At 35.8% G+C, this 25,230-nt stretch carries 27 protein-coding genes; 19 read left to right on the top strand and 8 right to left on the bottom strand.

Annotated features, from left to right (window positions below):
• Window positions 1–106: 106 nt before the first annotated feature.
• From VI621_RS13000 to VI621_RS12965, 8 genes are all read left to right on the top strand, one after another.
• Window positions 107–1,510 (top strand): T9SS type A sorting domain-containing protein, encoded by a 1,404-nt coding sequence (locus VI621_RS13000; RefSeq protein ID WP_324218827.1) that lies wholly within the window; start codon window positions 107–109, stop codon window positions 1,508–1,510.
• 208 nt (window positions 1,511–1,718) lie between these two features.
• On the top strand, window positions 1,719–2,078 hold the full coding sequence (locus VI621_RS12995) for a hypothetical protein (RefSeq protein WP_324218826.1): 360 nt from the start codon (window positions 1,719–1,721) through the stop codon (window positions 2,076–2,078).
• Window positions 2,079–2,649: 571 nt separating this feature from the next.
• Window positions 2,650–2,859 (top strand): hypothetical protein, encoded by a 210-nt coding sequence (locus VI621_RS12990; protein ID WP_324218825.1) that lies wholly within the window; start codon window positions 2,650–2,652, stop codon window positions 2,857–2,859.
• A gap of 73 nt (window positions 2,860–2,932) precedes the next feature.
• On the top strand, window positions 2,933–3,796 hold the full coding sequence (locus VI621_RS12985; RefSeq protein ID WP_324218824.1) for an acyl-CoA thioester hydrolase/BAAT C-terminal domain-containing protein: 864 nt from the start codon (window positions 2,933–2,935) through the stop codon (window positions 3,794–3,796).
• Window positions 3,797–4,001: 205 nt separating this feature from the next.
• Entirely contained in the window at window positions 4,002–5,138 is a 1,137-nt protein-coding gene (locus VI621_RS12980) for an FAD-dependent monooxygenase (protein ID WP_324218823.1), read from the top strand.
• A gap of 174 nt (window positions 5,139–5,312) precedes the next feature.
• Window positions 5,313–5,849, top strand: coding sequence for a hypothetical protein (locus VI621_RS12975; RefSeq protein WP_324218822.1), 537 nt, complete (start codon window positions 5,313–5,315; stop codon window positions 5,847–5,849).
• A gap of 90 nt (window positions 5,850–5,939) precedes the next feature.
• A complete protein-coding gene (locus tag VI621_RS12970) occupies window positions 5,940–6,449 on the top strand; it encodes a GNAT family N-acetyltransferase (protein WP_324218821.1) in 510 nt (169 codons plus the stop codon).
• Between the two features lie 104 nt (window positions 6,450–6,553).
• Window positions 6,554–7,744, top strand: coding sequence for a TIGR03862 family flavoprotein (locus VI621_RS12965; RefSeq protein ID WP_324218820.1), 1,191 nt, complete (start codon window positions 6,554–6,556; stop codon window positions 7,742–7,744).
• A 54-nt stretch (window positions 7,745–7,798) separates the two neighbouring features.
• Here VI621_RS12965 and VI621_RS12960 read toward each other — a convergent pair whose 3' ends face one another.
• The gene (locus tag VI621_RS12960) at window positions 7,799–8,182 is read right to left on the bottom strand and encodes a DUF3037 domain-containing protein (RefSeq protein ID WP_324218819.1); all 384 of its coding nucleotides are present in this window, start codon (window positions 8,180–8,182) and stop codon (window positions 7,799–7,801) included.
• Entirely contained in the window at window positions 8,160–8,954 is a 795-nt protein-coding gene (locus VI621_RS12955) for a HipA family kinase (protein WP_324218818.1), read from the bottom strand. The genes VI621_RS12960 and VI621_RS12955 overlap by 23 nt, the downstream gene beginning before the upstream one ends.
• 255 nt (window positions 8,955–9,209) lie before the next feature.
• On the opposite strand from VI621_RS12955, the gene rlmD reads away from it, so the two are divergent.
• The 3 genes from rlmD to VI621_RS12940 are packed head-to-tail and all read left to right on the top strand — an operon-like array spanning window position 9,210 to window position 11,981.
• Window positions 9,210–10,622, top strand: coding sequence for a 23S rRNA (uracil(1939)-C(5))-methyltransferase RlmD (rlmD, locus tag VI621_RS12950; protein ID WP_324218817.1), 1,413 nt, complete (start codon window positions 9,210–9,212; stop codon window positions 10,620–10,622).
• 41 nt (window positions 10,623–10,663) lie between these two features.
• The gene (locus VI621_RS12945; RefSeq protein ID WP_324218816.1) at window positions 10,664–11,188 is read left to right on the top strand and encodes a DUF6452 family protein; all 525 of its coding nucleotides are present in this window, start codon (window positions 10,664–10,666) and stop codon (window positions 11,186–11,188) included.
• A complete protein-coding gene (locus VI621_RS12940) occupies window positions 11,160–11,981 on the top strand; it encodes a DUF6048 family protein (RefSeq protein WP_324218815.1) in 822 nt (273 codons plus the stop codon). Before VI621_RS12945 ends, VI621_RS12940 begins: the two co-directional genes overlap by 29 nt.
• Window positions 11,982–12,071: 90 nt before the next feature.
• Here the strand turns inward: VI621_RS12940 and VI621_RS12935 are convergent, their stop codons facing one another.
• A complete protein-coding gene (locus VI621_RS12935) occupies window positions 12,072–12,308 on the bottom strand; it encodes a hypothetical protein (protein WP_324218814.1) in 237 nt (78 codons plus the stop codon).
• Window positions 12,309–12,365: 57 nt separating this feature from the next.
• Window positions 12,366–13,541, bottom strand: coding sequence for a THUMP domain-containing class I SAM-dependent RNA methyltransferase (locus VI621_RS12930; RefSeq protein WP_324218813.1), 1,176 nt, complete (start codon window positions 13,539–13,541; stop codon window positions 12,366–12,368).
• A 114-nt stretch (window positions 13,542–13,655) separates the two neighbouring features.
• Between VI621_RS12930 and VI621_RS12925 the strand changes: the two genes are divergently transcribed.
• From VI621_RS12925 to VI621_RS12890, 8 genes are all read left to right on the top strand, one after another.
• Window positions 13,656–14,387, top strand: coding sequence for a class I SAM-dependent methyltransferase (locus VI621_RS12925; RefSeq protein ID WP_324218812.1), 732 nt, complete (start codon window positions 13,656–13,658; stop codon window positions 14,385–14,387).
• Window positions 14,388–14,398: 11 nt separating this feature from the next.
• Complete coding sequence (locus tag VI621_RS12920) at window positions 14,399–15,067, top strand: ZIP family metal transporter (RefSeq protein WP_324218848.1); 669 nt, start codon at window positions 14,399–14,401, stop codon at window positions 15,065–15,067.
• A gap of 88 nt (window positions 15,068–15,155) precedes the next feature.
• A complete protein-coding gene (murQ, locus tag VI621_RS12915; RefSeq protein ID WP_324218811.1) occupies window positions 15,156–15,971 on the top strand; it encodes an N-acetylmuramic acid 6-phosphate etherase in 816 nt (271 codons plus the stop codon).
• 40 nt (window positions 15,972–16,011) lie between these two features.
• The gene (locus tag VI621_RS12910; RefSeq protein WP_324218810.1) at window positions 16,012–16,482 is read left to right on the top strand and encodes a hypothetical protein; all 471 of its coding nucleotides are present in this window, start codon (window positions 16,012–16,014) and stop codon (window positions 16,480–16,482) included.
• Between the two features lie 10 nt (window positions 16,483–16,492).
• Window positions 16,493–16,714: a DUF6095 family protein gene (locus tag VI621_RS12905; RefSeq protein WP_324218809.1), complete on the top strand. Its 222-nt coding sequence runs from the start codon at window positions 16,493–16,495 to the stop codon at window positions 16,712–16,714.
• 2 nt (window positions 16,715–16,716) lie between these two features.
• Window positions 16,717–17,289 carry a pentapeptide repeat-containing protein gene (locus VI621_RS12900; RefSeq protein ID WP_324218808.1) on the top strand — a complete coding sequence of 191 codons (573 nt, stop codon included), beginning with the start codon at window positions 16,717–16,719 and terminating at the stop codon, window positions 17,287–17,289.
• 86 nt (window positions 17,290–17,375) lie between these two features.
• Window positions 17,376–17,759: a DNA topoisomerase IV gene (locus tag VI621_RS12895; RefSeq protein WP_324218807.1), complete on the top strand. Its 384-nt coding sequence runs from the start codon at window positions 17,376–17,378 to the stop codon at window positions 17,757–17,759.
• Between the two features lie 50 nt (window positions 17,760–17,809).
• Window positions 17,810–18,586: a TerC family protein gene (locus VI621_RS12890; protein WP_324218806.1), complete on the top strand. Its 777-nt coding sequence runs from the start codon at window positions 17,810–17,812 to the stop codon at window positions 18,584–18,586.
• A gap of 36 nt (window positions 18,587–18,622) precedes the next feature.
• On the opposite strand, the gene VI621_RS12885 is transcribed toward VI621_RS12890, so the two are convergent.
• From VI621_RS12885 to ychF, 4 genes are all read right to left on the bottom strand, one after another.
• Window positions 18,623–21,274, bottom strand: a complete 2,652-nt coding sequence (locus VI621_RS12885) for a DNA gyrase/topoisomerase IV subunit A (protein ID WP_324218805.1) — start codon at window positions 21,272–21,274, stop codon at window positions 18,623–18,625.
• Between the two features lie 63 nt (window positions 21,275–21,337).
• Window positions 21,338–23,200, bottom strand: a complete 1,863-nt coding sequence (locus VI621_RS12880) for a DNA topoisomerase IV subunit B (protein ID WP_324218804.1) — start codon at window positions 23,198–23,200, stop codon at window positions 21,338–21,340.
• A 150-nt stretch (window positions 23,201–23,350) separates the two neighbouring features.
• A complete protein-coding gene (locus VI621_RS12875; protein WP_324218803.1) occupies window positions 23,351–23,872 on the bottom strand; it encodes an NAD(P)H-dependent oxidoreductase in 522 nt (173 codons plus the stop codon).
• 164 nt (window positions 23,873–24,036) lie between these two features.
• Complete coding sequence (ychF, locus tag VI621_RS12870) at window positions 24,037–25,131, bottom strand: redox-regulated ATPase YchF (RefSeq protein WP_324218802.1); 1,095 nt, start codon at window positions 25,129–25,131, stop codon at window positions 24,037–24,039.
• Window positions 25,132–25,230 lie beyond the last annotated feature (99 nt).

Below are 25,230 nucleotides of genomic sequence, written 5' to 3'. Positions count from 1 at the left end.
TCGTCTATATTTGTAATTGTCAGTGATAGTTCCTGCCACTGCTCGCAAGCCGCGGGACGTTATGGGCAAGTTTAACTCAAAATCAAATTTATAAAACAATTCTATAATGAATAAAAACAGACTCAAACTTTTTTTAACTACACAATTTATCTTTTTAATCGGCCTTAATTATTACATAAATGCCCAAACAATATCTGCAGGATTTAATCATTCGCTTTTTAGTTGTGTAAGCGGATCATCTCAAAGCGTAGGTTCAAATACCAGTGGGCAACTTGGACTTGGAAATTATGTCAGCCATAGTGTCCCAGTTCAGGTGTCTGGACTTAACGGAATCATAGCAGTTGATGCATCCTATTCGCATTCCCTTTTCCTAAAAAATGATGGAACAGTTTGGTCTGTTGGTAGTAATGGTCAAGGGCAACTTGGTGATGGAACCACAACCAGTAAAACAACTCCCCTTCAAGTATTGGGGCTTACAGGAATTACATCCATATCAGCCAGTATCGACTTTTCAGTATTCCTAAAAAATGATGGGACGGTTTGGGCGGTTGGTAATAATATTGGAGGCCAGCTGGGTGACGGAACTACACAAAGTAAAAGTACACCAGTGCAGGTAATTGGGCTTACAGGAATTACCGCAATTAGTTCTGGAATGTATCATTCCCTTTTTCTTAAAAATGATGGAACTGTATGGGCCACAGGCGATAATAACTACGGTCAAATAGGAAGTCAGCCTTTATTTGGTGTATCAACTCCAGTGCAAATAACAGGACTAAATGGTATTACAAAGGTTGCTGCTGGCGGAACACATTCGCTCTTTCTGAAAAATGACCAAACGGTTTGGGGAGTTGGATCTAATTACTACGGTCAACTTGGTAATTCAAATGTAGGTAGTAATAATTATAACCCGTTTCAAATAACTGGTCTTAGCCAAATGATAAATGTATCAGCTGGATACCTTCATTCTCTTTTCCTTAAGAATAATGGTACAGTTTGGGCATCAGGAGCGAATACGTATGGTCAGCTTGGAGACAACACCACAATTGATAGGAGCATACCATTTGCAATACCTGGCTTGAATGGTATAATTACCATTGATGCTGGTGTACACTTCTCGCTTTTCCTGAAAAATGATACTACTATTAAATCAGCGGGCAACAATAACTCTGGCCAACTTAGTGACGGAACCACAATTGAAAGACATACTCCAGTGTTGGTTAATGGTGCATGTTCAGTTACTTTAGAAACACAAGAAAATTATATTGAAAACTCTGTTTCTGTTTATCCAAATCCTTGCCACGAACTGTTGTTTATAGAATTTACTGACATTTATACAGACTACGCGAACACTATAGCTGAAATATTCAATTTACAAGGACAACTGTTACAAACTATAGCATTAAAAACAGGAAATACAAAAATCCAAGTTGACCACCTAACAAAAGGTATTTATTTAGTTCATATAAAAAGCCCCAAAGGAATAATAGTAGAAAAAATAATTAAGAATTAAGATTAAAAGATAATAAAGAAAAAACCTGCCCATAACAGCTGTTTGCATCAATGGCTTTAGTTGTTTTTTCCTTCGGAAAAAACGCTGTTAATTCCAATTTTCCTCTATATTTGTTATTGGTAGTTATAGTTCACGCCACTGCTCGCAAGCCGCGGGACGTTAGCCATCATTTTAACTGACGAAAAAACTTAGAACACAAACAAACCAAATGGCAGAAAGCAAATTAGAAAAAGTAGCACAACAGATACGGAAAAATATACTTGAAAACCTTAATCTATGGAGTTCAAAAGAAAGTCAATTAAAATTCCAAAGCGACGTTCCAAGTGCACAAGTCTCTGATGAATTATTTAACCTTTGGGATGATGATTACCAACCAGAAAGTGAAATACATAAAATGGCATTTAACGAAAAGGAGCGACAAGCTCTTGAAAAATTCAATACATTATTAAATATAATTTCTGAAAAAACACCGCAAAACTTGCCAAATATTGAGGAATTTATTTTGACAAAAGAATGGCTTGAACTAAACGAGTTGGCAAAAGAAGTAGTAATTGAAATGAATAAATAAGTTGTTTAACCTAAAAAAAAACGATGGCTAACAGCTGTTTGCGTCAATGGCTTTCGTTGTTTTTTCCTTCGGAAAAAACGCTGTTAACTCCAATTTTCGTTTATATTTGTAATTGTCAGTGATAGTTCCCGCCACTGAACACAAGCAGCGGAACGTTAGTAGCAAGCTTCCCAAAACGCACAAAAAGTAACACTAAAAACAAAAAATCATCGAACAAAAAGAAACACTATTTAGACATTTTGAAAAGTACATCAATCTAAATGATGAACTTAAAATTGCGTTAATTGACAAAGTTAGTTTTGTAACTTTTAATAAAAGTGAAATAGTTCATAATGCAAATAATGTATGTACAAAATCCTATTTTATCCAAAAAGGCTTATTTCGCACCTATTTTATTAAAGATGGAAAAGAAATTAGCGAATATTTTCCAGCGGAAGGAGAATGGTGCAATTCGCCGAGAAGTTTTAGAACAAGAAAATTAGACATATACAACATTGATGCACTTGAAAATTCAGATACGTTTTGTTTAGAGGTAAATGATTTAATGTATTTATTTGAAAATTTTCCAGAAATGGAACGTTATGCAAGATTGTCAATGGGTACAATTTTTGGTCACTTTATGGAAAGAATAAAATCTATGCGTTTTACGACAGCTAAAGAAAAATATAACCATTTTATAGAAACGTATCACGATATTCATCACAGAATTCCGCTTGGAATGGTTGCTTCCTATTTAGGTATTACGCAGGAAACATTGAGCCGAATCAGAGCTGAAAAATGATTTTTTGATATAGGTCAAAAGTTTATAGAAACCAAAAACTTACATTTACTCAAATTTTAAAACAAACTGTAAAATGTCAAAAAAAACTAAAATAGCGTTAATTTTAATTACGAGTACTTTGTGCTTCGGTCTTGTATATGTTTTCACTTATGTTCCACCTATTCCAAAAGAACATGGAATCTTAGATACAACATTGTTTTTGGGTAAAGGTGAAAAGCAACCTTTGATAGTTGCATTTGGCGGCGGCGGCGGCGGAAATGACTGGAGCAGAGATTACGTAAAAGTAAAACGAGATAGTCTTAACAATAAGGGTTATGCCTTATTAGCAATTGGATATTTCAATTCAAATGGAGCACCATCAAGTTTGGATAGAATATCACTAGACGCAATTCGCGATTCTATTTTATCTATAGCAAAAAACCCAAAAATTGATAAGTCTAGAATAATATTAATGGGCGGTTCGCGTGGTGGCGAGTTGGCATTGAATTTAGCAAGTAGATATAATGATTTCACGGGTGTAATTGCTATGTCAGCGCCAAATGTAAGTTTCCCAGCACTTACTTGGTCGTCAAACACTTCGGCTTGGAGCTATAAAAATAAAGAAGTTCCTTATGTTCCTGCTACTTTAAAAACAATTTCACCAGCACTCACAGGTGACCATTATACAGCATTTAGCATGATGCTGGAAGATAAAGAAGCCGTTAAAAAAGCAGAAATCGAAGTTGAAAACATTAATGGTTCGATTTTACTTATATCAGGAATAAAAGACAATCAATGGCCAGCCACCGAAATGTCTGACCAAATTGTTAAGCGATTACAACAAAATAATTTTAAACATTACTATTCCCACATTAAATTAAATGGTGGACATATTGCACCATTAGAACATTTTAATCTAGTATATGATTACTTAGATAAGAATTTTCAAAAAGAATAAAACAAAAAAAAAGCCAGCCACTAACAGCGGTTTGCGTCAATGGCTTTAGTTGTTTTTTCCTTCGGAAAAAACGCTGTTAACTCCAATTTTCGTCTATATTTGTGATTGTCAGTGATAAGTCCCGCCACTGCTCGCAAGCCGCGGGACGTTGTGCGTTATTTTCGAGCTACAGAAAACCGAAAATAAATATCCAAAAGTAAAAAAAATGAAAGATGAAATCATAAATATAATTGGAGCGGGAATTGGAGGTTTAACGACTGCTTTAACATTAAAACAAAATGGTTTAAAAGTAAACATTTTTGAAAGTTCATCAGAAATCAAACCAGTTGGAGCAGGGATAATTATTGCTAATAATGCAATGCAAGTTTTTAAAAAATTAGGAATTCACGAAAAAATTGAAAAAGCAGGAAACAAAATTTCATATCTAAAAATTACAAATCAAAACCTAGAGAATATATCAGTAGTTGATTTGAATTATTACGAAAAAAAATTTGGAGTTCATAACATAGCAATTCACAGAGGAGAATTACAAAAAATATTAGCCGATGAAATTGGATATGAAAATATTACTTTATCGAAAAAACTTTCAAAAATCGAAAAAAACGAATTGTTCAAACTAACTTTTGAAGATAATACAACAACAGAAAGTAAAATTGTAATTGGTGCAGACGGAATAAAATCAGTAGTAAGAAAACAATTATTTGAACAAAGTACAATCCGAAAAGCAAATCAAATATGTTGGAGAGGAATTTGTGAATTTAATTTGCCTAAAAAATATAATAACGAACTTAATGAGGCTTGGGGAAAAGGAAAACGCTTTGGTTTTGTGAAAATCAGTGATAAAAAAGTATATTGGTTCGCATTAAAAAACGCAAAAGGAGAAAATTCTGAAAAAGTAAACGAAAATTTAGAGGAACTATTCAAGGAATTTCATAAAGATATTTTAGATATTATCATTGCGACCAAAAAAGATGAAATTATGGTTAGTGAAATTACTGACCTAAAACCAATTAATAAATGGCAACAAGAAAATGTTTGTTTGGTTGGAGATTCTGCTCACGCAACAACACCAAATTTAGGACAAGGTGCGTGCCAAGCAATTGAAGATGCGTATATTTTAGGAAAACTATTAGAAAATGGAGTTGCTATAGAGAGTACTTTTATAGAATATGAGAAATTAAGAAGAGAAAAAGCAAATAAAATAGTAAAAACGAGTTGGCAATTAGGTAAAATTGCACAACTTGAAAACAATTTTGGGATTTGTTTTAGGAATTTAATTTTAAAAAACATACCAAATTCTTTGAACAGGAAGCAAATGGATATGATTTTCAAACTTGGTTAAAAAAACAACGCACAACAGTGGTTTGCGTCAATGGCTTTAGTTGTTTTTTCCTTCGAAAAAAACGCTGTTAACTCCAATTTTCGTCTATATTTATGATTTTCAGTGATAGTTCTCGCCACTGACCGCAAGCAGCGAGACGTTAGCAACAAGTTATCCAAAAATCCTAAATATCTTATGAAATTAAATTTATTATTTGTTCTTCTTTTCAGTTTTTACTGCCATTCCCAAAAAAAGACGCCGTTGGATATTGAACTTAAAGTAACTTGTGAAAAAGTTGAAAAGAAAAATGATGATGGTTTTGACGAAATTATTGTGAAAACCTGTTATTTGAAAAATTATAAATTTGTTTCAACAGGTTCGCCTGATTATAAGGGAAGATATTTTTGGGAATATCAAGTATATAAATTAGTAAATAAAAAGTATGTTGCTATAAAAAATTCTGACATTTTTATAAATTCTAAATACTTAGAAAAATATATTAATAATGAAATCAAGAAATTATATGAATCAGATAAAAAAATAATGGATAATTCCCAATGTGTAAGCTTTATAAAACTTCGCCCTTTTCAAATAAATGAAATGGGAATTGATTTTAATCACGAAAACAAAATGGTTTTCAATACAAGTTTTGGACTTCCGTCAGCATGCTTAAATGTTGATAGAAATATGATAAGTATGGATTTAAATCAAATTAAACCTTATTTAAAATAATTAAACATCTGCCAACAGTGCTTTAGCGCCGCTGGACTTGGATCAATTTCCTAGAAAACTTAAAGTCAAAAACCCAAGAATATAGTACGCATGATTACAAAAGCAACTTTAGAAGACGTTTCTGCATTAAATAAATTAATCAATTCAGCCTATCGTGGTGAATCTTCTAAAAAAGGATGGACTACCGAAGCTAACCTGTTAGAAGGACTCAGAACCACCGAAAAAGAATTAACGGAAACCATCCAGAACCAGAAAAATACCATTCTGAAATTTACGGAGAACAACCGGATTATAGGTTGCGTATTGCTAATTGAAAAAGAAAATCAATTGTATTTAGGAATGCTGACCGTTTCGCCAGAATTACAAAATAGCGGTGTTGGAAAACAATTATTGCAACAGGCTGAAATTCATGCTTCGGCATTAGGTTTGCCTAAAATAGTAATGACCGTTATTTCAGTTCGGGAAGAATTGATTGCCTGGTACAAGCGCAAAGGTTATATAGCTACGGGAGCAAGAGAGCCATTCCCGGCAAGCGACGTTCATATTCCAATCTCAAATCAGCCTTTAGAATTTATCGTGTTAGAAAAAAGGATTCTATAGTTTGAAATCCATACGAAAGGAACATGCTGTGCTCTGATTTAACTATAGCCAATAAAAAAACAGATATCCGGTTTAATCGGTAAAACAAACCGTATTTTTGTGGCGTGAAGAAATCAGTTTCAATTATTGGTGGAGGACCTGCTGCACTTTTACTCGCAGCATTTCTGGATTGTCAGAAATTCAAGGTCACAATCTACGAAAAAAACAAAACACTGGGAAGAAAATTCCTGGTGGCCGGAAAAGGTGGATTTAACCTCACCCATTCGGAACCGATTGTTGAACTCATCGCACGGTATACACCATCCCATTTCTTACAAGAGGCACTCCTTAATTTTGATAACCGGGATTTCCGGAATTGGATGAATTCCATCGGGATTCCGACTTACATCGGAAGCAGCAAACGCGTCTATCCCGAAAGCGGCATTAAACCCATCGCGGTACTCAAGGCTATGCTTGATGTTCTCGATAAACAAGGCGTTGACATCCAATATCAGCACATCTGGACGGGTTGGACTGGCAAAGATGATCTTGTTTTCAATACTGATTCAGAAATAAAATCCGACTATATCATATTTGCTATGGGCGGCGGGAGCTGGAAAGTAACCGGTTCAGATGGTACTTGGCTTGATTTATTCGAAACGCAAGGTATTGCTATCATTCCGTTTCAATCCTCGAATTGTGCGTATCGTGTTGACTGGCCAGAAGATTTCGTTACGGAACACGAAGGCAGTCCCCTTAAAAATATAGCTATTAGTTGTTTAAATAAAAGACAAAAAGGCGAAGCAGTCATCACGCGTTTCGGTTTAGAAGGCAATGCCATTTATGCGCTTAGTCCACAAATTCGGGAAGAGTTGGAGAACCAGCAAAAGGCCACCATTTTTCTGGATTTAAAACCAACCTTAAGTTGTGATGATTTGCATCAGAAGATCAAAAATTCAAACTTAAAAAAGACGAGCGAAACATTACAAAAAGAGGTTAAATTGAGCCCCGCGCAGATTGGCCTTTTGAAAAAATACCTTTCAAAAGAAACCTACCTGAATCCGGAATTATTGGCACAAAACATTAAAAAAATGGCTTTGGAAATCAAGGGTTCTGCCCTATTGAATGATGCCATATCCACAACGGGCGGCATTCAACTGAATGCTGTGGACAAAAACTTCCAATTGATAAACAAGAAACATCACTATTGTATTGGCGAAATGCTGGACTGGGATGCACCCACGGGCGGCTATCTTCTTCAGGCTTGCTTCAGCATGGGCAGGCATCTTGCCCGTCACCTGAATAGTATCCCTTAGTTTTTTGAATATGATATTGATAAGACTCCAAAAGAGTATTTTAATTCAATTTATTTATAAAACCATTTCCTCAAACAAGCGTTGTGCGGTCTGCTCCAAATCATCACACAATCCCGGATGTGGTCTTGAAGTCTGAATAGCCGAACTGCGAATGGCCGTCAGCCAACGGAAACGTGACGGAATATCGAATTGCGCTATTGGCCCGCCTGATTTTTCACCATGCCCTACTTTCCCGAAAGCCAGTAAATTTAAATGCAATTGTTCCAGATCCAAATCATCTGAAAAAAGCTGGAGTTTTGATTCGTTTACCGAACAGAGTACTTTTATAAACTTGGCTTTTTTACAAAAGAGAATAATGCCCACATTGAGGAATTCTTCGCGTTCTACCCTAGGCACAACCCGGATTACGGCATACTCATATAAGTGTTTCTCTTGCATTTTGGGCTTCATTTATAAAAATTTCAGAATGGTTCAAACGTATGGATAAAAACTGGAAATAGACGGCTCGAATGGCTTCGGGCGTTTCATCGGTATCTTCCCATTGCAACCAGTCTGTTGGAATCAGATTCACAATAGATTGTAAAACTTTATCAGTCAATATTTTTTTAAATAGTACATCCGTTTCTGGCAACATAGAAGCCTGAGGCAACAATACGTGGTCTTTTATCAGGGCAAACGGACTTTGTGCATGTTTTTCCCAATTGGTCCACGAATGATGAAAATAAAGACTTGCACCATGATCAATCAGCCATAATTCTTTATGCCAAATCAGCATATTGGTATTTCTGAAAGTTCGGTCCACATTGGTAATAAAAGCATCCAACCAAACAATTTGCGAAGCCAGTTTTGGATCAACAACAGTCACAACAGGATCAAAAGTTATCGCTCCGGATAAATAATGCAAGGCCAAATTGAGTCCCTGACTACCCTGAAGTAAATCCTGAATTTCTTCATCGGCTTCTGTGCGGCCAAAAGCTTCATCGAGATGGGCATAAACGAGTTCAGGCATTTTCAAGTTCAAAACTCGGGCAATTTCTCCGCCTATTAATTCCGCTATTAAGGCTTTTACGCCATGTCCGGCCCCTTTAAATTTTAATACATATTTAAAATCATCATCGGCTTCAGCGAGTGCAGGCAAAGAACCGCCTTCCCGCAAAGGAGTGATGTATCGCGTAACATTTACGGTTCTAACATGGGGTGCATTTTCCATAATCGAATTGAATAAAGCTATTTTGCTTGAATACAAACTTACAAATAACTAGCCTGATATTGTATTTGAAGTGGTTTTTTACTGTTGATTTTTTGAATGTTAAATAGTCTTGATTCATAAGATACGAACGGGAGGTTCACGCTGGCAGTAGATTTACAGCGCAAAGCGGGAATGTGTTAAAATAAAAACAGGCTCTTTTTGAAAATATTTCCCAATTTGAATTTATAAAACCATTCAAACGCTTATTTTTGCGCTATGGCAAAGAAAAATACAGACAAAATCGCTTTTGATCACATAAAAGTCCTCGATGCAGGCGCAAAAGGCGTTTCGGTAGCAAAAGCACCGGACGGAAAAGTAATTTTTATCCCAAATGTCGTTCCCGGCGATGTCGTGGATGTGCAGACTTTCAAGAAACGCAAGTCGTTTTATGAAGGAAAAGCGGTAAAATTTCACGAATATTCCGAACACCGAGTGGAACCAATATGCCAACATTTTGGGGTTTGCGGCGGTTGTAAATGGCAGAATATGAAATACAGCCAACAATTGTACTACAAACAAAATGAAGTGCTAAATCATTTGCAACGCATTGGAAAAGTAGAACTTCCTGAATTTGAACCAATCTTAGGTTCGGAGAAGCAGTTTTTTTACAGAAACAAAATGGAATTTTCGTTTTCTAACTCCCGTTGGTTAACGGAACAGGAAATTGATAGCACCGAAGATTTAGGAAACAGAAATGCCTTAGGATTTCATATTCCGAAAATGTGGGATAAAATCCTGGACATCCAAAAATGTCATTTACAGGAAGACCCATCAAATGCGATTAGAAATGAAGTGAGAGATTTTGCGAATGCGCATGGTTTGACTTTCTTCAATCCGAGAGCACATGAAGGATTGCTGAGAACTTTGCTGTTAAGAACAGCTTCCACCGGAGAAATCATGGTTTTGATTCAGTTTTTTGAAAATGACAAAGCCAACAGAGAATTGCTTTTAGATCATCTTTACGAGAAATTCCCGCAAATTACATCGCTTCAATATGTAATCAACAATAAAGCAAACGATACTTTATACGATACCAACATCAAACTATATAAAGGTCGCGACTACATTCTGGAAGAAATGGAAGGCTTGAAGTTTAGCATTAATGCGAAATCTTTTTACCAGACCAATTCGGATCAGGCGTATGAATTGTATAAAATCACGCGTGATTTCGCTGGTTTGACAGGGAACGAAATCGTGTATGATTTGTATACCGGAACCGGAACGATTGCACAATTTGTATCCAAGAAAGCTAAGAAAGTTATAGGTGTGGAAAGCGTTCCCGAAGCGATTGCCGATGCCAAAGAGAATGCGAAACGCAATGAAATCACAAATTGCGAGTTCTTTGTGGGTGATATGAAAGTGGTTTTTAACGAAAGTTTCATTGCACAACACGGTCATCCCGATGTGATTATCACCGATCCGCCAAGAGACGGGATGCATGCTGCCGTGATTGAACAAATCATGAAAATTGCTCCTGAGAAAATTGTATATGTAAGCTGTAATTCGGCTACACAAGCACGAGATTTGGCTTTGATGGACGAGAAATACAAAGTAACACGCGTGCGTCCGGTGGATATGTTTCCGCAAACGCATCATGTTGAAAATGTTGTACTTTTGGAAAGAAGATAAAAAATTAAACTCAGGATTTAGGAATTAGGAATTTAAGGTTTATGAAAAAAATAATTTTATTAGTTTTCGCAATTACATTGTCTTTCTCCGGTTGTGAGAAAGATGATATTTGCGACGGAAATACACCGACAACTCCAAGACTTATCATAGAATTTTATGATTTTGCAGATCAAACGGTTTTGCAAAATGTTACTAATCTGAAAGTAACCGGAGAGGGAGCAACTGGAGTCGGAACAGCCGCATATTTATTATTTGATGCAAAGAGTAAAATTGAGCTTCCGCTAAAAACGACTGAAGACCTGACGAAATACACTTTAGTTTTAAATTATAATGATCCTTTAACTACATCAACAGATGAGCTTCAGTTCAATTATAGTCGCGCTAATGTTTATGTTTCCAGAGCTTGTGGCTTTAAAACCATATATGATTTGAACGGAACCTCTTTAACTCCTTTTATTTTAAATAATAATCCAACTTTAACTCAGGGAAATTGGATAAAAAACATTGAAGTAATACAATCCAACATAAACGACGAAAATGAAACACACATCAAAATTTACTTTTAGTGTATTGATTGTGTTGCTGTCATTTTTGGCGCATTCACAAGAAATTACCAAGACCGACAGTATCTCCAAAAGAACGAAAATTGTCGGAGCAGTTCCTGACAAAGGAAATCAGACTTATCAAAAACTGCCGCAGGAAAAAAAGAGAGATTCTATCCCTCCAAAAATAGAACGTTTCGGTATTCGTGTTGGAGTCGATTTGTATAAAGTAGCGCGCTCTATTTACGATAAAGACTATAAGGGACTGGAGTTGGTTGGTGATTATCGATTGACAAAAAACTATTATTTAGCTGCCGAATTGGGTAACGAAAATAAAACCACCGATGATGATCAAATGAATTTCACGACCAAGGGAACGTTTTTAAAAGTAGGTTTCGATTATAATGCCTACGAAAACTGGTTAGACATGCGAAACATGATTTATATCGGTTTGCGTTACGGGGTGAGTAGTTTTAACCAAACGCTGAACAGTTATGAAATTTATAATCCCAATCCGTATTTTGGTGAAGCGCCTGTTATTGCTTCAGGAGAAAAATATGATGGGTTGTCGGCACATTGGATTGAAGCCGTTGCCGGAATGAAAGCAGAAGTATTCAATAATATCTATGTAGGATTCAGCGTGAGACTGAACCGATTGCTTTCGAACAAAAAGCCGAATAATTTCGATAATCTATACATTCCGGGTTTCAACAGAACGTATGATGGTGATTTTGGGGTAGGTTTTAATTATACGGTTTCTTACTTTTTGCCTATTTATAAGACCACTTCTTCGAAAAAAGCAGATAAAAAGAAATAAAATATTTGTCCAAATTTTGGAATAAAAAAATCGCAAAGAAATCAAGGTATCAATCTTTTTTTCTTTGCGATTTTTCTTTTGATAAAAGAATTATTTAATTTCCTTTATACCTTTCATGAAAATCCATTTCATAAATAGCTTTTCGCCATCATTAGTTTTCACGGCTTGGAATTTTGGAGACAAAAGCGTTCCGACTACAAATGCAGTAAATGGAATCCAAAGTCCAGTCAAATTAGTATACGACACCAATAAAAAACGAACCAGGATAAACAAAGCTGCAAAACATAATAATTGAAAGACAAAGGCTTTTACTTGTAATTTGGTCATGATAATTTTTGTTTAAAGTTTGAAAAAGTTTAAAGTTGAAGTAAATTTCAACACTGACTATTCAATAGTGTCATCTGAAACCTGAAACTTCGTTCTCTTACTTCCTTCATACATTTCGTATTTCACCAAACGCGCTTCCAAACTGGCATTGAAAAGTTTGATTTTTCTGGAAGGTTTTAGTCCAACATATTTCAAAGCTTCTAAATTAGCCGTGATAAACCAAGCGTTCGTTCCCGGGTAATTTTTCTTTAAGGTATCGCCAATATTTTTGTAGAATTCTTCCATGTGAATATCCAAACGCTCATCATAAGGCGGATTAAATACAATATGCAATTTTCCTTCAGACGTTTTTTCCGTATCAAAAAAGTTTCTTTCTTCAATCGTAATATATTCCTCTAAATTGGCATTTTTGATATTGTCTTTGGCTTTGTTTACGGCACTTGGTGCTTTATCGTATCCTTTTATGGTATAATGAAATTCACGAACCTTTTTCATCAATGAATCCATAATCGAATCGAACAATTCATTGTCCCAGTCATTCCATTTTTCGAAAGCAAATTCTTTTCTGTTGATGTTTGCCGGAATGTTACAGGCAATCATTGCTGCTTCGGCCAGGAAAGTTCCACTTCCGCACATCGGATCCAGAAAATCACTTTGTCCGTCCCAACCAGATAGCAATAAAACGCCTGCTGCCAAAACTTCATTAATCGGAGCAATATTGGTAGCGGTTCTGTATCCACGTTGGTGCAAAGAATTCCCAGAAGTATCTATGGCTACTGAAACTTGGTCTTTATCGATATGAATATTAATTCTCAAATCAGGAAAAGCCTTGTCAATACTTGGTCGTTGTCCCGTTCTTTCTCTGAATTGATCCACAATGGCATCTTTACATTTTTGAGAAACAAACTCCGAGTGATTAAAATAGTCCGAATGTACCGTAGCATCAATCACAAAAGTCTGATTGGCATTGATGAATTTAGACCAATTCACTCCCGTAATTCCTTTATATAAAGCTTGTTCATCTTTTGCCTTAAAAAAATAAATGGGTTTCAGGATTTTCAAAGCGGTACGCAAAGCCAGATTTGCCTTGTACATAAAACCTTTGTCTCCTTTAAAACTCACCATCCTTACCCCTTGCTCGACATCTTGTGCGCCTAACATCAGTAACTCTTTAGCCAATATTTCTTCAAAACCAAAAAAGGTTTTGGCAATCATTTTAAAATTATTTTCCATTGTAAAATCAAGTATTCGGTGCAAAAATACACTAAATTTGCACTGTTTCAGTAATTAGTATAGAGAATTGAATATAAACTAATACTTGTAAACCGTTAACTGTAAACTTTAAAAATGCAAAAAGAAGTCAATAACTGGTTCGCCTCTTGGTTCGACAGCCCTTATTACCATATCCTTTACAAAGATCGTGACTATGAAGAAGCGCAATTGTTCATGGACAATATTGTACATTATCTCAACCTTCCCGAAGAAGCAAAAATCCTGGATTTGGCTTGCGGAAAAGGGCGACATGCCATCTATCTGAACCAAATGGGTTTTGATGTGACCGGCGCCGATTTATCTGCAAACAGTATTGCTGAAGCCAAAAAATCCGAGAACAAAACGCTGCATTTTCAGGAACACGATATGCGTTTGCCTTTTGAAGAAAAATTTGACGCGATATTCAATTTGTTCACGAGTTTTGGTTATTTCGAAAGTGATGAGGATAACCTGACGACTCTAAAAGCAATGAAAGAAAGCCTGACCGAATATGGTTTTGCCGTGATTGATTTTATGAACGTGCATCAGGTTATTGCTAATTTAGTTCCCGAAGAAGTAAAAACAGTTGATAATATCGACTTTCACATCAAACGCTATGTAAAAGACAATCATATCTATAAAGAAATTGATTTTGAAGATCAAGGCGAAAAATTTCATTTTACCGAAAAAGTAAAAGCCTTAACATTAGCAGATTTTGAAACTTTAATGGAACAGGCTGATATTTTCTTATTGGATATTTTTGGAGATTACAAATTGAGAAAATTCCATAAAATGGAAAGCGAAAGATTAATTATGATTTTTAAATAATGAACAATTTATTGCCATTTTTGTTACCGTTACTTTCCGTTTTAATGGGTTATGCATTTGCCTTATTTTTAAAACCGGAAGCAAAGAAAAACCTGAAGCTATTATTGGCTTTCAGCGGTTCTTTTTTACTGTCTTTGACGGTGATGCATTTGTTACCCGAAGTTTATGAAGCCCATAATTCCAATGTAGGGATTTTTATCATGTTTGGAATTTTGTTCCAAATCATCTTGGAATTTTTCTCCAAAGGTGCCGAACACGGACATGTTCACGGTCATGCAAAAATGTTTCATATGCCATGGTTACTTTTCATCAGTTTGTGTATTCATGCGCTTTTAGAAGGTTTCCCGGTCAGTCATCATCATGATTTAGCGTTGGGAATTGCGATTCATCATTTTCCGATTGCTATTATCCTGACTACTTTTTTCATTAATGCGCAATTGGATAAAAAAGTAATTTTCCTGTTCATGATCACTTTTGCGATTATGACACCACTTGGAACGGCGCTTTCAGGATATTTACCCGTTTTAAATGATTATTATACTGAAATAACAGCTGTTGTCATTGGAATTTTATTCCATATTTCATCCACTATTATTTTTGAAAGCAGCGAAGGACATAAATTCAATATTGCCAAAGTTTCGATGATTATTTTCGGAATTGCATTGGCTTATTTGATATAATTTGCGACTTTATACTGACAACTCACGAATTGTCCCTTCATATAAATCTTTGTAACTTTGAATCTCTGAACCTTTGCAACTCAACAAAATGGCATTTACCAAAACCACCGAACAATCCTCGAAATACGAACATTTAGAAAAAATGTCTGTTCAGGAGTTGTTATTTAATATCAATCAGGAAGACAAAACCGTTCCTTTTGCTGTCGAAAAAACCTTGCCACAAATAGAAATTTTAGTTTCCCAAATTGTGGCTAAAATGAAACTAGGCGGCAGACTTTTTTATATCGGAGCCGGAACTTCGGGACGATTGGGAATTGTTGATGCTTCGGAATGTCCGCCTACTTTTGGTGTTCCTTTCGATTTAGTAAACGGAATTATTGCCGGTGGCGATAAAGCTATCCGCAGCGCAGTAGAAAATGCCGAAGACAATGCTACTCAAGCCTGGGTGGATTTACAGGAGCATAATATTAATGAAAATGATGTGGTGATTGGCATTGCCGCATCGGGAACTACGCCTTATGTTATTGGCGGTTTGGAAGCCTGTAACCAGAACAATATTATCACCGGTTGCATAACCTGCAACGAAGGAAGTCCGCTTTCGCAAACGGCACAATTCCCTATTGAAGTGATTGTAGGACCCGAATTTGTTACCGGAAGTTCCCGTATGAAAGCAGGAACGGCACAGAAATTAGTTTTAAACATGATTTCGACTGCGACCATGATACAACTTGGAAAAGTAAAAGGCAACAAAATGGTCGACATGCAATTGAGTAATAAAAAACTCGTAGATCGCGGCGTGAAAATGATTATGGGAGAAATTCCTGTTACCTATGAAAAAGCAGCTGAATTATTAGAGAAATACGGCAGTGTGCGGAAAGCAGTAGAAAATTATCTGGCTCAGTAGAGAATTCAAAAAATATTAAAATCGAAAACCTAACAAATTCATGAAAACAAAATCCTTAGTTGCCTTATTATTATTAACTTCTCTATTTTCATTTTCACAACAATTAACATACAAATCAGGCGGAAATATTTTTGATTCAAATAATAAAAAAATATCACCTTCTGAAGTTAGACAATTGCTTGCTGATAAACCTGGTTTATTAAATTTATATAATGAAGGTAGAACAAAAAAGACCGTTGGTAATGTGCTTTTAATAGGAGGTTTAGGATTAATTGTTGGTGATTTGGCTAACGGTGCAACAAGAGATGTAGTTTACCCAGCCGCTTTAACCTATTTGGGAGTTGCCTCATTTATAATTGCCATACCCGTTAAAATTGGGTTCTCAAAAAAGATAAAAACAGTTGTAGAAGATTACAATAAGCAATTGGTAAATAATGATTCTAAAATCAAAATTGAGAGTATGTCCTTATATACAAATCAGGGTGGTTTAGGAATTCAAATGACTTTTTAATAGCTGAAAAATGTCAACAAATAAAGAAATACTGAACAAAGGAATCAAATTTATGGCTTGGGCTTTGCCTGGTTTATTTATTGGACCGGCTATCATCCATTTTGCTTTTATCAATAAACTGCAACCTGTCTTTTATCTTATTTTAGGATTGGGAATTGTCTTTTGCATTGCTTCAATAATTTTAATTTTTACCGGTTTGAAAACCATTATGAAAAGCTTATTCGGAAACTAAAAATGGAAAACTTAATTTACATTCATGAGACTTTTGAAAAAGTCAATTATATTGATAAGATAATCAACAATCGGGAATTTGAAGGTTGTGTTTTCAAAAATTGTGATTTCTCGAACAGTGATTTCTCCTATAATACCTTTATTGATTGTGAATTTATCGATTGCAATCTGTCGATGATAAAACTAGGGAACACGAGTTTAAAAACCGTGCATTTCAAAAATTGCAAATTACTTGGAATTCAGTTCCACACTTGTGATGATTTTCTGTTTCATGTTGATTTTGAAGATTGTGTTCTGGACTATTCGTCTTTTGCAAATAAGAAAATGCTTAAAACCAAATTCACAAACAGTTCTTTGAAAGAAGTTACCTTTATAGGAACTAATTTATCGAATTCGGTATTTGAAAACAGTAATTTAGCCGGAGCGATTTTTAATGACACCCAATTAAAGGAGGTCGATTTTACAAAAGCTTATAATTATAAAATTGATCCCGAATTCAATCCGATGAAAAAAGCAAAGTTTTCGACTCAGGGAATTCCGGGACTTTTAGAAAAATACGATATAAAAATTGAATAATAGCCCTGATTGAAGCGGCATCCTTTTTCTGGCTTCTTTAGCCAGGAAAAGATACAGCGGAAAGCGGGAAACAGCTCCAAAAAAATATGAAGAAAATAACACTCCTCCTCCCACTACTATTACTAACGTCATGCTATGATGTGGAGCGCAATTGCAAAGATTTCAAAACCGGAAAATTTGAATTTATTCAGGAAATTGATGGCGTCAAAAAAACATCAACTTTTGAGCGCACCGAAAGTATCCAAATTGAAACTTTTGAAGGTAAAACCGATACGGCTTCGATACGATGGGTCAGCGATTGCGAATATATTTTGCAAAAAATAAATCCGAAAAACATGTTAGAAAAAAAGGCAATTGGCATGAAAATTTTGAGTACTTCAGAAAATTCATATACCTTTGAATTTGGAATTGTCGGAAGCGACAAAAAGCAAAAAGGAACGGTAAAGAAGGTTTCAGATTTCAAAAAGTAGATTTCTAGCTTTAAATTTTAATAAAAACTCATAATACATAACTAAATAAAATGGAAATATTTTTAAATGTCGATGCTTGGATTGCCTTACTGACACTAACTTTTTTGGAAATTGTTTTAGGTATCGATAATATCATTTTTATCTCGATAGCCACTGGGAAATTGCCTGAAGAAAAACGTAAAAAAGCCACCAAAATCGGAATGTTTCTGGCTATGTTCATGAGAATCGTACTTCTTTTGGGAATATCCTACCTCATCGCGATGAAAGAACCATGGTTTAGCATTAATTTCAGTTGGCTGACAGCGCAGGTTTCAGGTCAGAGTATTATTCTCCTTTTGGGCGGATTGTTCCTTATTTATAAAAGTACCAGTGAAATTCGTGAAAAAGTAGATGAAAGAGGCGAAGAAGAAAAAGAATTAGGAAAAGCGGCTACCAAGACTTTTGGCAATGTTATTTTGCAGATTATATTAATTGACTTAGTTTTCTCGTTCGATAGTATTTTGACCGCAGTAGGTATGACTAATGGCGTTGAAGGAGCGCTTTATATTATGATTACGGCGGTAGTTATTTCGGTACTTGTTATGATGCAATTTGCCGTACCGGTAGGTAATTTTGTGAACAAACATCCTTCCATCCAAATTTTAGGATTATCGTTTTTAATATTAATCGGTTTTATGCTGCTTACCGAAAGTGCGCATTTATCAAATGCTTTAGTTTTTGGAAACCATGTGACTCCGGTTCCAAAAGGTTATTTGTATTTTGCGATTTCCTTCTCGCTTTTAGTGGAGGTTTTAAATATGAAAATGTCGAAAAACAAGAAGAAATAATATCAAAAAAGCCACTCAAATTAGAGTGGCTTTTTTTTATTCTAAAGTCAAAGTAATCTGACCGTCATCTTCTAAACTTATATTTTCGTCAGACAAATCTGTTTCGTCCATCACTTCTATTTCTTCCGGAATAACCTCTTCCGGAGCTTCGTACGGTAAAGGATCTAAAAGGTTAACCTGTTTCAGTTTATCTGTTGTTAATTGGTTACCTAAAGCTTTCAATCCTTTTAGAGCGATAAAATTTTCGATATCGATAATCTGATTTTCCTTTTGTACTCCTTTTACTTTTGCAAAAACCAATTCGGCTACGGGACGATAATCGGTTGCCACAATTTCTAATTGGGAATTAGGATGCTCGGTGATGAAAATTTCTTCTTTATTTTCGGTTTCAATCAAAAAGCGTTTGACGTAATAGCGCTCTTTTTCCCCATCATAATAAATGGCTGAAACTGGTTTTTTAGGATGCCATTTCTCCAGAACGACCATGTCTTCATCAAAGTGTGTGGTCAATTCGGGGGTAATGACTTTCAGTTTACCGGATTGTTGAATAACCAGGATTTTATCATTAGGTCTGAATTCGCCGAGTAATTCTCCTCTACCATCAACATTCAAACGCTGAACTGTATCGTCGAACCAGATCTTTCTTGGCAACAATGTCGATATTCCTTTTTCTTTTATTTCAATTTTCTTGATTGGATATTTGGTGACCAAATTCCCTTTGGAAGAACGGCCTTTTATAGCCATTTTCGCAAAATCCAAATCAAACTTCAGCTTTTTAACGCTTCCTACTTGGCGTAATAACACCGTAATTACTTCCGCTTCCCCATTTGGATTATCAGTGAAATACAAGACTTGTGAACCTGGAGTTTCATTTGTTAAATCATAGGCTTTGTCACGGGTGACTCCCGAAACATTGAAGCGTTTGATATACGACGGACCGGATTTTCCATCACGGTAAATCATATTATAAATGGTGCGTTTGTCGTTTCTGTCGAAAATATCAATGTGAATAATATCTTTTCCAACGAATTTTTTCTCGTCGACTTTACAAATCATCATTGTTCCGTTTCGAAGAAATACAATAACATCATCGATATCGGAACAATCGGTAACGTATTCGTCTTTTTTCAAACCCGTTCCAACAAAACCTTCCTCACGATTTACATACAATTTTGTATTTCTTAAAGCCACTTTTGTAGCTTCAATATTATCGAAACTGCGCAATTCAGTTTGGCGTTCACGACCTTTTCCGTATTTATCTTTTAATTTTGTAAAATAGGCAATTGCAAAATCGATGAGATGTTCTAAATCATATTTTACCTGTTCGATATCGCCTTCAAGAGCTTCAATTTTATCTTGTGCTTTATTGCTGTCAAATTTCGAAATACGCATAATTCGAATATCCAATAAACGTAAAATATCTTCCTCAGTCACGGCACGTTTCAAATGGGTAATATGCGGTTTCAATCCTTCATCAACGGCAGCGATTACACCTTCTTTAGTCGTTTCTTCCTCGATTAAACGATAGACTTTTTTCTCAATAAAAATGCGTTCCAAAGAAAGAAAATGCCATTGTTCTTCTAGTTCACCCAATTGGATTTCAAGTTCGCTTTTCAGTAAACCGACTGTTCTGTTTGTTGAAATTTTCAACATATCGGAAACACCTACAAACAATGGTTTGTTGTCTTCAATCACACAACCCAAAGGCGCCACCGAAGTTTCGCAGGCCGTGAAGGCAAACAACGCATCAATGGTTTTATCGGGAGAAACCCCAGGAAAAAGGTGGATTAAAATCTCGACCTCAGCAGCGGTATTGTCTTCAATTTTCTTGATTTTGATTTTCCCTTTTTCATTCGCTTTAAGAATACTGTCAATCAAAGTAGTCGTATTGGTAGAAAACGGAATTTGGGTAATCGCTAAGGTATTTTTGTCTAACTGTCCGATTTTAGCACGGACACGAACACGTCCGCCACGCATTCCTTCATTATAATTAGATACATCGGCAATTCCGGCAGTCATAAAATCCGGAAAAATCTGGAATGGTTTTCCTTTCAGAATTTTTATAGAAGCATCAATCAGTTCATTAAAATTATGAGGCAGCACTTTTGTGGAAAGTCCAACAGCAATACCCTCGGCTCCGGAAGCCAATAATAATGGAAATTTTACCGGAAGATTGTTTGGTTCCGCTCTTCTACCATCGTAAGAAACGCCCCAGTCTGTAATTTTTGGGCTGTATATAACTTCCAAAGCAAATTTAGACAAACGTGCTTCGATGTAACGAGAAGCCGCAGCACCATCACCTGTAAGGATGTTTCCCCAGTTTCCTTGGCAATCAATCAGTAATTCTTTTTGGCCAATTTGAACCATTGCATCACCAATACTCTGATCTCCGTGCGGGTGGTATTGCATGGTATGTCCCACCACATTGGCGACTTTATTGTAACGACCATCATCCAACTCTTTCAAAGAGTGCATGATTCTGCGCTGAACGGGTTTGAAACCATCCTCAATCGCAGGAACTGCACGTTCCAAAATTACATAGGAAGCATAATCTAAAAACCAATCTTTGTACATTCCCGTTACTTTGGTAATTGTATCGTGACTGTCCTCCTCTTGGTTATCGTAAAAATGCTGTCCTCCTTCGGGTTGCCCTTCCGGTATTGAATCTATATTTTCTTCTTCGTCCATTATTTTTTGTTTGAATTGTTTAAAGTTTCAATCATTGCCAAAACTTTAAACCTTAAACTATTTTTAAACTTCTTCAACAACATCTAATTCAACCTTCAAATTATTGATGATAAACTCTTGTCGGTCCGGCGTATTTTTGCCCATATAGAAAGAAAGCAATTGCTCTACCGAAGTGTTTTTATCCATCATAACTGGGTCTAATCGTATAGTCTCTCCAATAAAATTCTTGAATTCATCAGGCGAGATTTCTCCTAAACCTTTAAATCGGGTGATTTCGGGTTTTGGTTTCAATTTTTCCATCGCGGCCTTCTTTTCTTCCGGAGAATAGCAATAAATTGTTTCTTTTTTGTTTCGAACCCTAAAGAGTGGTGTTTGCAGAATATACAAATGACCTTCCTTTATTAATTCAGGGAAAAATTGCAGAAAAAATGTAATCAATAACAAGCGAATGTGCATTCCATCGACATCGGCATCTGTTGCAATTACAATATTGTTGTATCGTAAATCTTCCATGTTCTCTTCGATATTCAAAGCCGCTTGCAGCAAATTGAATTCTTCGTTTTCATACACAATTTTCTTGCTCATTCCATACGAATTCAAAGGCTTTCCACGCAAACTGAAAACCGCTTGTGTGTTGACATCACGTGATTTGGTGATAGAACCCGAAGCAGAATCTCCCTCGGTAATAAAAAGCGTACTTTCTAAGTATCTTGGGTTTTTAATATCCGGTAAATGCACGCGGCAATCCCGTAATTTTTTGTTGTGTAAGTTCGATTTTTTGGCTCTGTCTTTGGCTAATTTTCTGATTCCGGAAAGTTCTTTTCGTTCTCTTTCGGCCTGAAGGATTTTGCGCAAAAGCAAATCGGCAACTTCCGGGTTTTTATGCAGATAGTTGTCTAATTTATTTTTTAAAAAATCATTGATAAACGTTCTAACGGATGGCATTCCTGGATCGGATCCCATATCGGTAGACCCTAATTTGGTTTTGGTTTGCGATTCGAAAACGGGTTCCATTACTTTGATACTAATGGCACTGACGATTGATTTTCGAATGTCGGAAGGCTCGAAATTTTTATTATAAAATTCACGAATGGTTTTTACCAATGCTTCCCGAAACGCCACTAAATGCGTCCCTCCCTGCGTGGTATTTTGACCATTTACAAAAGAATGATATTCTTCGCTATATTGCGATTTACTGTGGGTTATGGCTACTTCGATGTCATCACCAAGAAGATGAATAATCGGATAAACCATATCTTCTTCCGAGATATTTTCATCCAATAAATCCTTTAATCCATTCTCCGAAAAGAATTTTTCTCCGTTATATATGATTGTTAAACCCGTATTCAGGTAACAATAATTCTTCAGCATTTTGATTACATATTCATTTCTGAATTTGTAATTTTTAAAAATCGCCTCGTCCGGAATAAAAGTAACTTTGGTTCCTTTTCGTTTGGTGGTTTCAATAATATCTTCTTCGAGAACCAAATTTCCGGCCGAAAATTCAGCGGCTTTTTGTTTGTCTTCCCTAACCGATTCTACGCGAAAATAATGGGACAAGGCATTTACTGCTTTGGTACCGACACCATTTAAACCAACAGATTTCTTAAAGGCCAAAGAATCGTATTTTCCTCCGGTATTCATTTTGGATACTACATCAACGACTTTTCCTAAAGGAATTCCACGACCGTAATCGCGCACGGAAACCGTTTTGTCCTTGATGGTTACTTCGATGTTTTTACCGGCGCCCATAACGAATTCATCGATACAGTTGTCGAGGACTTCTTTTAGTAAAATATAGATACCATCGTCTGGCGAAGAACCATCTCCGAGTTTCCCGATGTACATTCCGGGACGCATACGGATGTGTTCTTTCCAGTCGAGTGAACGAATGTTGTCTTCGGTATATTGATTTTGATCGGACATGGTAAAGTTTATCGAATTTAACTGCGTTCTATTCGGTCTTTGCTTAGCGCAAGACCTCGAGTGTGCTAATGTAGTATATCTAACTAAAAAATAAAAGTAGTCTATCTTAAAGTTATTAATAAAAATATTGACAAATAATTAATGTGAGCATTAAAGCTCCGAAACGATTTTCTTTATCGCTTCGTCAAATTCTGTATTGGATATTTTTCCTTTTTCCATATCAAAATTTTCATAGAAACTAGGTAAGGAGAAAGTCGCTTTTATATCGGCTCCATATCGGGGGAAAGCGTTTTTTGCAATTTCCAGTACGTTTGATCCGCCTCTTTTCCCATCCGATGTGGCCATAAGAAGCATTGGTTTGTTTTGAAAAACTTTTCCGTTGATTCTGGAACACCAGTCAAAAACATTTTTGAACGCTGCGGAGTAATTGGAGTTGTTTTCGGCCAATGATAAAACAATAAAATCAGCTGATGCTATTTTATCCAAAAGCGCTTTTGCTAGCGGATGTTGGCCAATCATTTTTTCGATATCAACACTAAATAATGGCATTTCATAATCATTTAAATCCAAAATTTCGATATCTGCATTTTTGAATAAATGAGCCACATAAGTCGCTAATTTTTTATTTATGGAGTTTTTACTGGGACTTCCGGCAAAGGCTATGATTTTCATGTGGAGCAGATTTTTTTTAAAAGTAATAAAAATTGGAACGCTGACAAAATGGATTTATACTGAAGAGGTTCCCCCTTCTTCGGATCGACAAAACGAAATGGGGTCTGGCACAAAAAAACCTGCAAAATTACTCTTGCAGGTTTTTATATATTTAAATTCAAAAATTACACGTTAAATCTAAAGTGCATCACATCACCATCTTTAACAATGTATTCTTTTCCTTCTACTTTAAATTTTCCGGCTTCTTTACATTTTGCTTCTGAACCGTAGTGAACGAAATCTTCATACGAAATTACTTCGGCACGAATGAATCCTTTTTCGAAATCGGTGTGGATTACTCCGGCAGCTTGCGGTGCCGTTGCGCCAATATTTATGGTCCAGGCACGAACTTCTTTAACTCCTGCCGTAAAATAGGTTTGTTGTTTTAATAATTTATAAGCTGCACGAATCAAAACTGATGCGCCCGGCTCTTGTAACCCCATGTCTTCTAAGAATACCTGACGTTCTTCATAGCTTTCCAATTCTGTGATATCGGCCTCGGCACCTACAGAAAGTACGATAACTTCTGCATCTTCATCTTTTACCAATTCACGAACCTGATCTACATATTTGTTTCCGCTTACCGCCGAATTTTCATCAACATTACAAACATATAAAACTGGTTTTGCAGTAATCAATTGGAAACCTTCCATCAATTCTTCTTCATCAACATTTTTTATTTCTACAGTTCGAGCTGATTTTGCCTGAAGCAAAGTTTCTCTGATTCTGTTTAATAAGGCTTCTTCAACAATTGCTTCTTTATTTCCGGTTTTAGCGGCACGTTTTACTTTTTCAAGACGTTTTTCAACCGTGTCTAAATCTTTTAATTGCAATTCGATATCAATCGTTTCTTTGTCGCGAATTGGATTTACATTTCCGTCAACGTGAACAATGTTATCATTGTCAAAACAACGTAAAACGTGAATAATCGCATTACACTCTCTGATATTTCCAAGGAATTGATTTCCTAAACCTTCGCCTTTACTAGCCCCTTTTACCAATCCTGCAATATCAACGATATCAACAGTTGCCATTTGGACGCGTTCTGGTTTTACTAACTCTTCCAGTTTTTCCATTCTGGAATCCGGTACATTCACTACTCCTATATTAGGTTCAATCGTACAAAAAGGAAAGTTGGCACTTTGCGCTTTTGCATTAGATAAACAATTGAATAACGTTGATTTTCCTACATTCGGTAATCCTACAATTCCTGCTTTCATTGTATTGTAATTTATTTTAAAAGTGTGCAAATATAAGGTTTATATCTTTTGATAAGTCGTTGATAACATTTTTTATGCATTGTTAGTTTGCTGTTAAAA

The sequence above is a fragment of the Flavobacterium sp. genome (assembly GCF_035292545.1).
GTDB lineage: Bacteria > Bacteroidota > Bacteroidia > Flavobacteriales > Flavobacteriaceae > Flavobacterium.
This window is presented reverse-complemented; position numbering and strand designations above follow the sequence as displayed.

Bases quoted from the DNA above. Each gene is read 5' to 3' on its own strand.
- VI621_RS13000 (WP_324218827.1), top strand. From the start codon at position 107: ATGAATAAAAACAGACTCAAACTTTTTTTAACTACACAATTTATCTTT.
- VI621_RS12995 (WP_324218826.1), top strand. From the start codon at position 1,719: ATGGCAGAAAGCAAATTAGAAAAAGTAGCACAACAGATACGGAAAAAT.
- VI621_RS12990 (WP_324218825.1), top strand. From the start codon at position 2,650: ATGGAACGTTATGCAAGATTGTCAATGGGTACAATTTTTGGTCACTTT.
- VI621_RS12985 (WP_324218824.1), top strand. From the start codon at position 2,933: ATGTCAAAAAAAACTAAAATAGCGTTAATTTTAATTACGAGTACTTTG.
- VI621_RS12980 (WP_324218823.1), top strand. From the start codon at position 4,002: ATGAAAGATGAAATCATAAATATAATTGGAGCGGGAATTGGAGGTTTA.
- VI621_RS12975 (WP_324218822.1), top strand. From the start codon at position 5,313: ATGAAATTAAATTTATTATTTGTTCTTCTTTTCAGTTTTTACTGCCAT.
- VI621_RS12970 (WP_324218821.1), top strand. From the start codon at position 5,940: ATGATTACAAAAGCAACTTTAGAAGACGTTTCTGCATTAAATAAATTA.
- VI621_RS12960 (WP_324218819.1), bottom strand. From the start codon at position 8,182: ATGCAAGAGAAACACTTATATGAGTATGCCGTAATCCGGGTTGTGCCT.
- VI621_RS12955 (WP_324218818.1), bottom strand. From the start codon at position 8,954: ATGGAAAATGCACCCCATGTTAGAACCGTAAATGTTACGCGATACATC.
- rlmD (WP_324218817.1), top strand. From the start codon at position 9,210: ATGGCAAAGAAAAATACAGACAAAATCGCTTTTGATCACATAAAAGTC.
- VI621_RS12945 (WP_324218816.1), top strand. From the start codon at position 10,664: ATGAAAAAAATAATTTTATTAGTTTTCGCAATTACATTGTCTTTCTCC.
- VI621_RS12940 (WP_324218815.1), top strand. From the start codon at position 11,160: ATGAAACACACATCAAAATTTACTTTTAGTGTATTGATTGTGTTGCTG.
- VI621_RS12935 (WP_324218814.1), bottom strand. From the start codon at position 12,308: ATGACCAAATTACAAGTAAAAGCCTTTGTCTTTCAATTATTATGTTTT.
- VI621_RS12930 (WP_324218813.1), bottom strand. From the start codon at position 13,541: ATGGAAAATAATTTTAAAATGATTGCCAAAACCTTTTTTGGTTTTGAA.
- VI621_RS12925 (WP_324218812.1), top strand. From the start codon at position 13,656: ATGCAAAAAGAAGTCAATAACTGGTTCGCCTCTTGGTTCGACAGCCCT.
- murQ (WP_324218811.1), top strand. From the start codon at position 15,156: ATGGCATTTACCAAAACCACCGAACAATCCTCGAAATACGAACATTTA.
- VI621_RS12910 (WP_324218810.1), top strand. From the start codon at position 16,012: ATGAAAACAAAATCCTTAGTTGCCTTATTATTATTAACTTCTCTATTT.
- VI621_RS12905 (WP_324218809.1), top strand. From the start codon at position 16,493: ATGTCAACAAATAAAGAAATACTGAACAAAGGAATCAAATTTATGGCT.
- VI621_RS12900 (WP_324218808.1), top strand. From the start codon at position 16,717: ATGGAAAACTTAATTTACATTCATGAGACTTTTGAAAAAGTCAATTAT.
- VI621_RS12895 (WP_324218807.1), top strand. From the start codon at position 17,376: ATGAAGAAAATAACACTCCTCCTCCCACTACTATTACTAACGTCATGC.
- VI621_RS12890 (WP_324218806.1), top strand. From the start codon at position 17,810: ATGGAAATATTTTTAAATGTCGATGCTTGGATTGCCTTACTGACACTA.
- VI621_RS12885 (WP_324218805.1), bottom strand. From the start codon at position 21,274: ATGGACGAAGAAGAAAATATAGATTCAATACCGGAAGGGCAACCCGAA.
- VI621_RS12880 (WP_324218804.1), bottom strand. From the start codon at position 23,200: ATGTCCGATCAAAATCAATATACCGAAGACAACATTCGTTCACTCGAC.
- VI621_RS12875 (WP_324218803.1), bottom strand. From the start codon at position 23,872: ATGAAAATCATAGCCTTTGCCGGAAGTCCCAGTAAAAACTCCATAAAT.
- ychF (WP_324218802.1), bottom strand. From the start codon at position 25,131: ATGAAAGCAGGAATTGTAGGATTACCGAATGTAGGAAAATCAACGTTA.